General features: G+C 42.3%; 5 protein-coding genes. 3 read left to right on the forward strand and 2 right to left on the reverse strand.

Annotation, left to right across the window (positions count from 1 at the left end):
• Nucleotides 1–36 precede the first annotated feature (36 nt).
• Nucleotides 37–2,709 (reverse strand): alkaline phosphatase family protein, encoded by a 2,673-nt coding sequence (locus HWQ36_RS11950; protein ID WP_292702432.1) that lies wholly within the window; start codon nt 2,707–2,709, stop codon nt 37–39.
• A gap of 349 nt (nt 2,710–3,058) precedes the next feature.
• A complete protein-coding gene (locus HWQ36_RS11955; protein WP_292702435.1) occupies nt 3,059–9,265 on the reverse strand; it encodes an esterase-like activity of phytase family protein in 6,207 nt (2,068 codons plus the stop codon).
• Between the two features lie 970 nt (nt 9,266–10,235).
• On the opposite strand from HWQ36_RS11955, the gene HWQ36_RS11960 reads away from it, so the two are divergent.
• The 3 genes from HWQ36_RS11960 to HWQ36_RS11970 all read left to right on the forward strand — a co-directional run bounded on the left by HWQ36_RS11960 (nt 10,236) and on the right by HWQ36_RS11970 (nt 13,439).
• Nucleotides 10,236–12,122, forward strand: coding sequence for an adenylate/guanylate cyclase domain-containing protein (locus HWQ36_RS11960; protein ID WP_292702438.1), 1,887 nt, complete (start codon nt 10,236–10,238; stop codon nt 12,120–12,122).
• Nucleotides 12,123–12,218: 96 nt separating this feature from the next.
• Nucleotides 12,219–12,593, forward strand: a complete 375-nt coding sequence (locus HWQ36_RS11965; RefSeq protein ID WP_292702441.1) for a hypothetical protein — start codon at nt 12,219–12,221, stop codon at nt 12,591–12,593.
• An 18-nt stretch (nt 12,594–12,611) separates the two neighbouring features.
• Nucleotides 12,612–13,439 (forward strand): FecR family protein, encoded by an 828-nt coding sequence (locus HWQ36_RS11970; protein WP_292702444.1) that lies wholly within the window; start codon nt 12,612–12,614, stop codon nt 13,437–13,439.
• Nucleotides 13,440–13,555: the final 116 nt, after the last annotated feature.

Raw genomic sequence — 13,555 nt, forward strand, 5'->3', positions numbered from 1 at the left:
TTTTAATGTTGAATTTTAGCTGTAATCATCTTTGGGCTAAACTACACTAGCAGAGAAAACGAAATCATTTGCTGTGACGCTAGTTGATGTAATTCCAACTAAAGAAGCTAACTCAGTAGTTCCAGTTTTCACCAGAGTATCACTACCCTGTTGCAACAGGGTTAAAGCACTAAATTGAGTGACGGCAATACCCCCAAGCCCGATTTTATCAGTGCCGATTGTGAAATCAGTGACGATGTTCTTGCTAGTTGGCAGACTACCATTAGCAATCCAGAATTGATCAATACCAGCACCACCACTGAGGCGATCGCCACCTCCTTGACTAGCAAATAGCACATCATCACCATCGCCACCAAACAGGGAGTCATTGACACCGGAGAAGAGTTTATCATCCCCAGAACCACCATAGAGACGGTTATTGCTACCTTCACTCTTGAGGGTGTCGTTACCTGAACCACCGAATGATAATTGACGCGAACCTTCAACTACTGTGAGAGTATCAGCACCCGCGCCTCCAAATAAATTATTACTACCATTGGCTTCCACGACGGTAACTTCATCATTACCAATGCCACCATTGGCACTTGTGTTGTTAGCAGAGCTATTTGCACCAATCAAGATTTGATCGTTACCCTCTCCTGTGGACACTGAGGAGTCACTACCGACTACCACTATGTCATCGCCTTTGCCAGTCACGATTGTGTTACCCTTAGTACCCTCTACAAAATCTGCTCCGTCACCTGTAAATAAGGTTTGATTTGGCTTGAGGGTGACATCATCACTATTGGTAGAACCAAATTGAAGGTCTAGTGTCGTTAGTCCAACAGTGCGACCATCAAACCCTGCGGCTGTAAAGTAATGAGTATTGCCTACACTTTGAGAATCCAGAATTGTTGCTTGACCATTAGTAGTTTTTTCTGAAGTTAATACTTCTTTAGTAGAGGGAACTACATCCGGGCCTCCCACCAGTGCTTCTGTAATGGCACGACCTTTCAAATCGCCATTACTGGGAATATTCAAACCTAGAATGCTAGCAAGGGTGGGCGTGACATCAGCATTACTGACGGGCGCATAGTCCACATAACCTTGTTTAAAGTCGGGGCCAATAGCCTCCATGTTATTGAAGGTATCACCTCGACCAAAGCTGCCATGCATCCCCTGTCCTTGCTGCAAAGTTGTATCAGCAATTTCTACCTGAGCTTGAGGGTTGTTTGGGTTATTCGGGTCGCTGCTAAAGGTTTTGAAGTTAATCACAATCGATGGAACTGGTGTTTTAGCATCACCTTTTAGCCCGATCGCACTCAATGGTAAAGCACCTGGGATGGTTCCATAGGAATCGTTTACAAAAATACCACTGATGTAGTCTTTTTGCGAAAGCAAATTCACTACCTGTTTAGCTAGAGATGCATTGCCATTAGGTAAATAAATTAGGTCAGATCCACCATTAGCAGCTACAACTATCTTTGTACCTGGGTCAAGTTGACCATTAATTACCTCACCTGTACCGCCAATTACACCATTCCCAGAAATAGGACGTTGACCTTTTGTGGCATCAACGGTCGTATATTGGATGTGGTTGAGGTCTGGGGGAAGGGTTGTAGGATTAGGATCGTATAGGGGTAGACCTAAATCGTGAGCCAAATCAATCGCCACAAAGCCTGCTGGGAGAAATCCCGGATTTACACCTGCATAAGTTTGGGTAGCAGCATAACTTGTAGTTTTCGTCCCTTGGCTATCAATAGCTTGTTTGCTGATAGTAGAAAAACCGTGGTCGGAAGTAATAAAGACATCAGTAGTCTTGTCTAAGCCTGTACTCTTGAGATAGTCAAGAAGTTGCTTTAAATTATCATCAGCATTTTTGACCCCAGCTTTGGAAGTAGGGCCATTAATGCCTGGTGTCAAGGTGTTTAAGCTATCACCTTGATTGTGTTGACTACCATCGGGATCTCTTGACCAGTAGACCAATGCAAATGGTTTACCATCTTCCTGAAACTTGGGTAAAATTACTTTGGTAGTAGCATCTGCAAAGTATTGTTGTTGAGCGACATTGGCATTCAGGGTGCCAGGAGTTGTATTGTTGCCGGCTGGCTGAACTCGTGGTGTCGGTTTTATATCTAAACCAGCAGATTGTAAGCGAGAGACAATATCTGGAGCGAGTGGAACAGCAGCAGGTGAACCCGCAGCTGTAGTCGGTGGTGTTGCACCATTGGTACTGTCATCAATAATTATTGTATTGGGAGTAGGAATAGTACCTGTAGTACCACCTTCTCGGTTAACTTGTGTAACATCTTGGATGGCAACAGGCCCTAATTTACCAACTGCTGCTGTGTTGAAACCTTGCGATCGCGCGTAAGCTAGTAGTGACTCTTCATCTAGAAAGTTGTTACCGGGAAACTTTTCATCGATATCCCCCAGAACAGAATCATTTTCGATGAATGGTGTGACACTACCATTAGCATTTGGACTAGGAAAACCAGTGTAGATAGTGTTACTAAAGTCGCCTGTATCACCAAGATAATGCCCCGTTGCGATCGCAGAAGCATTCGGGGTAGTAAATGTTGGAAATAGTGAATGACTATTGGCGAAAGTAACCCCCTGCTGACGGATGCTATATAAAGTTGGGGTATCAGTGGGGTTTACAGAACCGTTACGTAATCCATCTGCAACAAAAATAATGACATTTCTACCGTTGCCGTTTGTATCAGCCATGTGAATACTCCTTAATTATTATGAGCTACGAGCGATGCTTGCGGCTGGCTACGCCTACGCAGCAATTTTGTATCTGTGAATGAGCAATTAATTACACTCAACCCAAGCGAAAAATTCTTGGCTACAGAAACCTAAGTAGTATTTGGCGACAAAATGCTTAGTGTCCACACAAATTAGTGCAGACCATTAAATGAACTTAACTTTGGTTACTGTCTCAAAAGATAGTTGTTCAATGTTTAAGAAAGGTTATAAACAAGTTAAAATTTTGTACAAAAATATCCCCGACTTTTCAAAGAAGTCGGGGATATGAGCATTTGAATGCTTAATTTAAGCTGTAATTATCTTTGGGCTAAACCACACTAGCAGAAAAAACAAAATCATTTGCTGTGAGGCTAGTTGATGTAATTTTCAGCAATGAAGCCAACTCTGTATTTCCGGTTTTAACTAAGGTGTCATTACCCTGTTGCAATAGTGTTAAAGCACTAAACTGATTAACACCAACACCACCAAGCCCGATTTTATCAGTGCCGATCGCAAAATCAGTCACGATGTTCTTGCTAGTTGGCAGACTGGCGTTAGCAATCCAGAATTGGTCTGCACCAGCACCACCACTTAAGCGATTACCGCCCTGTTGACCAGCAAATAGCACATCATCACCATCGCCACCAGACAGGGAATCATTAAAATTAGAGAAGAGTTTGTCATCACCGGAACCACCGTTGAGGCGGTTATTGCTACCGCCACTGGTAAGGGTGTCATTACCTGAACCACCAAATAATGATTGACGATAACCTTCAATTACTTTGAGAGTATCAGCACCTGCGCCTCCGAGTAGATTATTACTACCACTGGCTTCCACTACGGTAATAACGTCATTACCATTGCCACCATCAGCAGTAGTATTTTGAGCCGGGCCGTTTTGACCAACAAATATCTGATCGTTACCCTCTCCGGCAGACACTGAAGAGTCACTGCCTACTAGCACCGTATCTTCACCGTTTCCGGTTTGAATTGTGTTACCTTTAGTACCTTCTACAAAATCTGCTCCATCACCTGTGAATAGGGTTTGATTTGGCTCAACGGTAATATCATCGCTGGTAGTGGAGCCAAAATTAATTTCTTCAGCTTTTGGTTGACCTAAACCAGGAGCCAGGTTAAGGGGCTTCTCCAACTTCAGCTGTAGAATCTCATTGTTGTCTATGACTGGATTTTGAGGGTCATTTCCAGGACGACCTGTGGAGAAGGGATAATTGTTGTCATTAGCTACCAAAATGGTGTTTTTGTCAACAACTAAAACGTTTTCAATTGTGACAAATGGGAAGTCAAAGGTGGTTTTGCCATCGCCGTTCAGGTCTTTGGGGTCTTGGATATTTAACAAGTCTGCAACTTCTTCTTTAGCTACATAGCCATTAGAATCTGTTTTAGACAAGTCAATTTTGTAGATTCTCTTGAATTTAGCAGCAGTTCCTTGATTGTTATCCCGTTCAATGACTAGGTACTCATTATCATTGATGACTGCTAAATCTCCGATCGCATTTGACTGATTATCCAATCTGTAGTATAGCTTTTTATCAGTGTACTTGTGGCTAGCTAAATCAAATTCGTTGATTCGCAAAGCACCAGGAGTATCGCCTTGAACCGTACCTTCTAGCAGCAGATAGAGCTTGTTTTTGCTGGCGTTAATTGCTCCACCTTCAAAACCTTTAGAGCCACCCAAGTTAGCAAAGGCATCTCCTGAAAGCACATCGGGGTTTTGTGGCGATCGCACCACATTATACTGAGGATCATCTCTGAGTTGATCTCGTACCTTATCTCCGATATCTGGGAAATCTGTAAATAGCGCGTCTACACCTAATTGATAGAACTGCTGGATTTCTAGCTCTAGCTTACCTTTGTAATCTGCTGCTAAATACTGGTCTTCCGCCCGGAAGGTATAGGGGTGAACCTGTAAACCAGCGTTGTGAGCATCTTGAATTAAGGTAGTGGGAGGTAATGTTGTCTTGTCAGCATCATTGACTGCTCCATCGCCATTCACATCATCGGCTTTGCCATCACCATTGGCATCAGTACCTTTGACGCTAACAATCATCCGCTTCCAAGGGCCAATGCCATCAGCATAAGTTGCAACTTCAGCCAAGCCTTCTGGTGTTCGCAAGTCGCCATAAGTGCGAGTGTCACCACTGACTTTCAAATCATAAGGCTGACTCTCGATAATCTTGCCGTTGATGTCAATGTCACTTGCATCTAGCAATTGAACTAGTGGGATATCCACCCCTGCCGCAGGCATGATGGTATCATGCAGTTCTTTGAGGTTGCCCACTTCAAAGGACTGGATGAAAATCCGACTGGGGTCTGTGAAGTTATTTGCTTTGAGCGTATCGATTAGTAGCTGACTGATGTTTCTGTTTATTTTGTCCGTGGTGCCTACATAAGTGGCTTCATCGGCCAAATAGGTTGGATGCTTAGTTTCAGGGTAGATGCCAATCTTTTTACCTGTGTCGGCTTCTACTTGCTTAACTAAATCGATGATTTCTGTGAAAGTAGGAATCTCAAATTGATCGTCAAAGGAGTGATCTCTAAAAGGTAGACGTTCTTCTGCTCGTAGAGTCTTGATTTCAGCTAAAGTGAAGTCTTCAGCAAACCAACCTGTAATTGTGTTTCCATCTAAGCTTACTGTTTTTTTGCGATCGGCAAACTCTGGATGTTTGTAAACATCTGTGGTTGTGTTGCTGAAATTGACAGTACCATCAGCTTTCAAAACTGCTAAAGCAGGCTCATGGCGAGCAATTAGCACACCATCTTTTGTAACTACCAAATCAGGCTCAATGAAGTCAGCGCCTCTCTCAATTGCTTGCTTATAAGACTCTAAGGTGTGTTCTGGACGATAACCACTTGCACCTCTGTGACCAATGACTTTAGGTGCTTCTCCATCTAGAGTCTTGAATTTGTCAGGTGTAGCAATGGGAGCCTCTAATAACTTACCAGTGGCATCAAAATGTAGCAGGTAGGGGCCAAACTCGTCTCCTACCCAGATTGTCCCGTCTTTATCAAAGACGAATGACTCGACATCAAAGTCTGCACCAGTTAGTAATCTTCCAGTACTTCCCTCATTCACAATTTTGAACGGAACTTTGTTGTTCGGGTCAGACAATTGGATGTAGTCTAAAACTTTAACGCTGCCATCCCCATTTTCTGTTCCTTTAAAATTTGGGTCTAGACGATTTATCCGCAGCAGAAAATCTTCGCTATTATCTTTGCTACCGTAGCCATTGTCTGAGAGGAAGTACAAAGAGTTGTTGTTAGCGAACTGTACACCACTAAAGCCTTGAATTGGCTGTCCTGGGAAAGGCCCGGTTCTGCCATTGGCTGAAACATCTGCACCAGAAGCTGGCCCATCACTAAAGGTATCAGCAGGTAAGGAAGCAAAACCTACTAACTCAACTTGGGGTACAGGTGTAGCAATTAATAGTTGACCACCCCGGCTGTGTTCACCATTGAGTACATTCAACTGGTTTGGATCTACCCCATTGACTACACCGCTAGCTTGGACATCAAATAAGTAAGAACTGCGACCTAGTTGAGGATTAGAGGCGGCTTCGATAATACCAGAACTTTCCCAAGAACCAAAGCCACTATTAAAGGCTGTACCTTGGGCATTTTGGTCAATTTCAAACAGAGGTTTAACAGTATCGGTGGGAATATCGTAAGACAAAACGCGATCGTTACGCTGCTGGGCATCTATTATTTCCCCACCTAAACCTGCTGTATCTTCTTGGAGTAAGAGTTTGCCATTTTTATCAACAGTTACGTTGTCATAGCTTACTCCTGTATTTGGGCCACCAGTTAGCACTAATTCAAAGTTGCTAATCTCTGCTGTTGGGTCACTTGCATTCAGGCTGAAGCGATAAGCTTTACCGTAAGGATTTTCAAAAGTGCCATTCGCTAGTTGATCCTCTGTTCCAGTGGTGACAAAGTAGAAAGTACCTGGATTGTTTGGGTCTTCGGTTATATCTTCCAGACGACGGAAGTTTGTAGAACGCAGCACTCCATTGTCGCTACCATTTACCCAATCGCTGAGAGGTTTACCAGCATTGAGTAGCTCATCGTCTGCACGATCTTCTGTACTTTTGGTATCATAAACGGCGGAGCGATCGACCTTAGTCCAAGTAGCTTTTACTTTTGTACCTTCTGCTAAGGTTTCATTGTCATATCCTGTTACCTTCAGGACGTACAAATCTCCGTCTTTCAAGCCATTGGGGTCTTCTGCTGTCTGATTACCAACGAACATATACAGTTCGCCATCGCCATTGTCTTCAGTTGATAGTAGAACTGTTTTACCAGAATTGGTGGCGCGATACTGAGATGCTGCTAGTACGTTTTCTTTGGAGAAGCGACCCAAACCATCTATGGATTGAGCCGTACCATCAGTTGTTACTGCCCAACCCAAACTATCAGCGTTCTGCTCATCGGCGGTAAAGAATATTGGGCCACCTTCAAAGCCATAAGTTGCTAAGTAGGCTGAACAGAATCTACCAAAGTTAATACCTGTTTGGGTTACAGCATCAGATGTAACTGTAATCTTGCCTAATTCATTACCTTTGCTATCAACCGCGTTCTCTATTAGGTCTTTACCACCTACTAGCTTCCAGTTTTTGTCAAATTGCAATAGCGAAATTCTACCGCCTGTAATTTGTCCAGAAATTGTGCTGGAGAAATCTGTTTTAGTAGTGTTGCTCAATTCATGGTTGACAAATACATAGTAAGCATTGTCAGTCTCAAAAATGCCCAAACCGTCAGGGATGCCTGTAAAAGCATACTTTTCAGTGCCACTGGGGACAAAGGAACCAAATTCTCCCTGTAGCAATGGGATTTCATCTCCAACTGTCAGGAGTTGATTCAGTCTGTAATTTGACCCATCGAGTGCTTTAACATAAGCGGGATCGGTCGTTCTGCCATCTTGAACAGGCTTTTGAGCAATTTGGGGAATTGCGGCTAAAAGTTGTCCACCTTCTGCGTGGTTGCCGTTGAGAATATTCTGGTCCGGCGCACCTGCTACATCGTTTTTGACGGTGTGAGCCTGTACATCAAACAAGTAAGCACCGCTACCTGGTAATGATTCGGAGGGAATTTCGATAATGCCAGAACTTTCCCATTGCCCTTTGGCATCTGGGTCGTTATATACAGTACCAGCAGCATCTTCATTCAAAGCAAATACACGAGCGATCGCTTTAGTGGTAGGGTCGAAAGACCAAACAGAAGCTTCCCGGTTCTCTGCTGCCATTACGTCGCCACCATAAGAGGTTTGATCCTCTTGAAGCAAGATTTTGCCAGATTTATCAACTGTAATGTTGTCGTAGCTGACACCTTTGCCGGGGCCACCTGTTAACAACAGTTCAAAATCACTGATTCCGGCTGTGGGGTTGGAGGTATTTAATTTAAAGCGGTAGAGTCTGCCATAAGGGTCTTCTGCTTCGGCAGGATTATCAGTTGCTCCGGCTGCTGTCCCCTGACCTTGTTTATTTTTAGTGCCTGTGGTGACGAAATAGAAAGTTCCAGGATTATTCGGATCTTCGGCAAAATCTTCGATGCGCTGGAAACTGGTGGAATTGCCTGGAGAGTTAACGAAGGTTGTCAAATCTACACCATTTATTTTTGGTGTGCCGTCTGCATTGAAGATGACTGATTTATCAACCTTTGTCCAGGTCGCATCTTTTTGAGTGCCTTCGCTAACTTGACCCTCGAATTCTGCACCATTGACTTTAAGAACGTACAAGTCTCCGTTTTTAAAGCCATTGGGGTCATCTGGGGTTTGTTGACCCACCCATAAATACAGTTCGCCGTCATCATTATCTTCTGATATAAGTAGCACTGTTTGATCGGAGTTCTCTGCCCGATATTGAGAAGCTGCAACTACGTTTTCTTTTCTATAGCGACCTAAGCCGTCAAGCGCGTGTGCTGTGCCATCTGGGGTGACTGCCCAACCCCGACTTGTATCACCACCTTCTTCAGGAGCAAAGTAGATGGGAACCTCTGTACCACTAGCATCTACGAAACCGGACTGGGCTAGGTAAGATGAACAGAAGCGATCAAAAGGACTAATGGTTGCTCCACTGGTATTGGTGTATAAACCAGTTTGAGTATTTAAGGTATAAGTGCCAGTTGAGTCTACTATGGTGTCAATCAGGTTTTTACCGCCGATGACCTTCCAGTTTTCATCAAATACAAACAGCGACACCCTCGCGCCTGTGATTTTTTCACCAGGAAATGTGCTAGAAATATCTGTGGTGACAGAGCCGCCTAGTTCATGGTTAATCCACACATAGTTGTAGGTTTTTCCAGCGATCGCTACTTGGGTAGCACCTGTGCCATCAGGAATACCAGTGAAGGCATATTTTTCGGTGGCATCAACTTGGGGCGCTTTGTCGATATCAAATGTGTTGGTCAGCAGGGGTACTTCATCTCCTACTGTCAATAAAGGCACGATTATTCTATTGTCAGAGTTATTTACTGTATTGACGTAAGCCGATGCTGTTGTTCTTCCGTTCTCAATTGCCATAATTAGAATGTTTTTTAGTGGGTATTTGGATTTAGCTGCATCACAAGCTATTCAAGTTCTCTCAATTGCATTACTTGTGAAAAAAATCACATTTTCACTCTATTTACTGGAATTATGGGAGTATTTCAGAATTACAAAAATATAGTTCGGTTCGGTCGAATTTTGCCATTAATTCCGAGAATACATTTACAAACAAAGTCTTTTTCAGAGAGTAATGATGGTCAGATGTTAACTACTAATCTGTGTTGGCAAGTAATAGTGTGCAGCTAAATTCCGAATTTAAGTTTGTCGATAGTAGTTATGAGAGAACTTGACCATCATTAATTATGTTTTCATTGAAAGATTAAGAAAAGAATAAGTTAAACGGAAGAAATGATTAAATCATTTGTAATTCGTAATGACGCTTCTACGTCGCTCTAAGCGTTCGCGTAGCGTCTCGTTCGCGCAGCGTCTCCGATAGGAGAAGAGAAGCTATGCCGCAGGCTTTACGTAATTCGTAATTACGTTTGATGACGGCGATTTAGCTTAGATGTTCAATTCGTTCTGCGTGTACAGATTCTTTACTTAAACCCCCAAACTTTGTTAAAATGCATGCAGATGAAAAAATAATTTTTATTAAGTTTTTAAGTTACCAAAATAAAAATAATATATGGGAATCCTATCTGAGTTGTGAAAATTATTTTTTAATCGAACCACAGAGGCGCAGAGAAGCCAGTGCGTTGGGCGGGTTGCCCGACTTGAAGCAACTGGCGCGACACAGAGAGAAGAATCAACTACTTGCACATGAGCAAACGCTAAGGCTAAAGTTAAGTTTAATTGCGCCTAAATACTTACCCAGGCTATAAAAGTTTGGGTATTTGCATTTATGGGAATGATTAATTATAAAAACTACCCTCATACATTCTTTCACTCTTCCCTATTCTTCATCCTATGGATATGATAAATAAATCTCTGACGAGACTCTCATAAAATGGCTTTAAATGTCCGGGTAAAATCTCTACGAAATACTTATAAATCCCTCAAAAACTCTATCTTAGAAAAATATCCACTTTTTCCTGGGGTGCTGACTGCATTCTTATCAGTGGGATTATGGCAATTAAGTGCTTGGAATAGCTTGGAATTATTAGGATTTAACTTAATATTCCGCACCCGTAACTATCTACCGCATTCTAGTTGGGATCAACGGATAGCAGTAATTGGTATTGACGATCGCACATTACAACAATATGGGCAGTTCCCGTTATCACGCGATCGCTATACTCAATTATTAGAAACCCTAGAAGCTACCCCTCCCACAGCCATTGGCTTTGATATTCTTTTTACCGAACCCACAAATTATGATGCTGGACTAGCAGAAGCAATGGCGATTAACGGTACAGTTGTCTTAGCAGTTGCCCCTAGTCTACAGCAACAAACCCTGCATCCTGTGGCAATTTTAGATCGTGTCACTAGCAAGGGACACATAGCCAATAATGCTGATTTTGATGGCATCACTCGGCAATCTTTTCTCTACATCGATCAAGTCCCATCTCTGGGCATTAAGTTACTAGAAACATACAACAATAGTGTACAGCATACCTTCACAGCAAACACAAATAAAAACCAAAAATCTCTGATTACCATTCCATCTCTGCAATCAGGAATGAACAAAAAATCCATCTGGATTAACTGGGTAGCACCAACACAGAAAATCCCCACCTATTCCTTTGCCGATGTTTTACAGAAAAAAATAGATCTAGCCAAACTTAAAAACAAAATTGTCTTAGTTGGGTTAACTGCTACTGGTACAAACGATCCTCTCAAAACTCCCTTCGAGCAAACAGTACCCACTTCTGGTATTTATATACACGCCGCAGTCTTGGATAATCTACTCAACCAGCGATTTCTGCGAAGATTACCTTGGCAATTTGAACTTTTGCTACTACTTATTGTCGGTATTACGGGAACCATCATACTAACTCCCCAAAAATTTTACCAACGAATTTTGCTACTCGGACTACTACCCCTAATTTGGTTTAGTTTATCAATATTAGCCCTGACAACCACTAATCTTTGGTTGCCCACTGCTGCACCCATTGGTACTATTCTCTTGGCTGGGTTAAGTGTGCAGTGGCAAGAACAAAAAGAAAAACAACAATTGATGAGTTTATTTGCCAGTCACGTTTCTCAGGAGACAGCAGCATTAATCTGGCAAAATCGCACCGAAATTTTCCAAAACGGCGAACTAGATGCCAAAGAAATGGTAGTAACGGTTTTATTTAGCGATATCCGCAGCTTTACCACAATTTCTGAAGGCATGAAGCCACGAGAGTTACTCAACTGGTTAAACACCTATCTGGGGGCAATGGCTGAATGTGTTCACGAGCATCATGGAGTAATTGATAAATACATTGGTGATGCCGTTATGGCTGTTTTTGGCATTCCTTTTCCCCACACCCAAGCAGAAGAAATTCAGCAAGATGCCATTAATGCCATCTCTGCGGCCATCGCTATGCAGGAAAAATTAATACTATTAAATAAAGAACTGGAACAGCTTTCACAACCTGCTATTCGCATTGGTATCGGTATTCATACAGGTTTAGTAGTTGTTGGTAGTATTGGCGGATCTCAACGATTAAACTATTCTGTATTAGGAGATGCTGTCAATATTGCTGCTCGTTTGGAGCAACTCAATAAAAATACGCAAGAAGGGAATCCTAATAACATCTTAGTTAGCGAGACAACATACCAGCTAATTAAAGATAATTTTGATACACAAAAACTGAAAGAATTAAAACTGCAAGGAAGGCAAGAATTGACTGTGGTTTATTCTGTGACTGAGATTAAAAACTCAGTGAATTCAACAGATAAGTATTGAAAAGCGATACTAAAAACTTTAAAATTTTACATTAGTCATATATTTATAACTCAATAATTTCTAGACAGACTATAAAGTGTAAAATGGTATAAGTAAGTGAATAGATATCTAATTGCAGGAATAGTCACAACTGTATTATGGAACACCCTGTTATGTAAGGGTTGGACACAATCACCCCCATGTATTTCTCCAAGCTTGCCAGAAGTTAGCAATTCTGTTAATAGTTTCCCAGAGAGTGATGTTATCGTCATTGGGAAAGTACCAAATCATCCTTATGTAGTAGTTGTTCCCGGTCAATCAGAGCAGTTATTAAATGTTGTCAGACGCTATGTTACCGACGCATTTTTAGCACAGCATAGGCTTGGTGCTTATGTCTATGCTGGAGGATCTGCAAAGAGGTATGAAGCGGAATGTTTATCTTCCGTGTTGAGATCCCACGGGTTAGATGCAAGAGTCGTCTATTTCCATTGAGTAAAGGTAGAAAGTTTTATGAAAGCTTGGTGGGCAGGTTTGATGGTGGTTATGGTTGGGTTAGTTATTGCTGTTCATGCTTTAGCGGCTGAACCACTGAGGGTAAAGAGCGATCGCTGGCTAGAAGTACGCCGCCCCATCGGACAAGTTATTTATTCCCGTGGACAAACATCTCAACCAGTCCACAAGGGAATGCGATTACAATCAGTCGGTGATACCATCACCACTAAACAAGGTTCTAGTGTAGTCCTGGGAATTGATACAGCTACTGGTTTAGTTAAAGTTGCTGAAAACACAACTCTAACCGTACAAAAGCTGGAAACAGGCAATAAAGGCCAACTCATTACAGAATTACTTGTCCTGTCTGGCCAAGTAAACCTCCAAGTTCGTCCCCTAACTCATAATGCTTCTCGTGTAGAAATTAAAACCCCGGCTGGAGTTGCTGGAGTCCGAGGGACTGAGTTTGGCGTGAGCGTTCAAAATGACGGGAAAATGGGTGTTGGAACTAAAGAAGGAGCAGTAGCTACCTCTGCTCAAGGACAAACAGTGCTGGTAAAAGCTGGATTTCAAAATCTGACTATCCTTGGACAACCACCTTCACCAGCAGTTCCTTTGCGAGAAGATACTCGTTTGAATGTTAGTCAACTTTTAGCTAGAGGTAAACAAGTCCAGATTGTTGGTACTGTTGATCCGGTAAATATACTGTTAATTAATCAACAGCCTCAAAATGTTAATTCAAATGGCAGATTTGATATTACTATTCCTTTACCTTCTAACCGCAAAGTAGAAGCTACAGTGTCAACACCGTTAGGGACAAAACAATTATATCAACTGATAGTTCCTTAAATAATTCGTAATTCGTAATTCGTAATTCGTAATTACGTTTTGTGTCGGGGTCTGTCTTACAAAGTTGCTCCTCTTGGGGAGACCCCAAGATCGCACTTTGCGCTAAATCTCCGTCA

This window comes from Nostoc sp. NMS2, assembly GCF_017115105.1.
GTDB lineage: Bacteria > Cyanobacteriota > Cyanobacteriia > Cyanobacteriales > Nostocaceae > Nostoc.

What these genes read in the sequence shown, in the direction of transcription:
- HWQ36_RS11950 (WP_292702432.1), bottom strand. Translation starts at nt 2,709, where the DNA reads ATGGCTGATACAAACGGCAACGGTAGAAATGTCATTATTTTTGTTGCA.
- HWQ36_RS11955 (WP_292702435.1), bottom strand. Translation starts at nt 9,265, where the DNA reads ATGGCAATTGAGAACGGAAGAACAACAGCATCGGCTTACGTCAATACA.
- HWQ36_RS11960 (WP_292702438.1), top strand. Translation starts at nt 10,236, where the DNA reads ATGGCTTTAAATGTCCGGGTAAAATCTCTACGAAATACTTATAAATCC.
- HWQ36_RS11970 (WP_292702444.1), top strand. Translation starts at nt 12,612, where the DNA reads ATGAAAGCTTGGTGGGCAGGTTTGATGGTGGTTATGGTTGGGTTAGTT.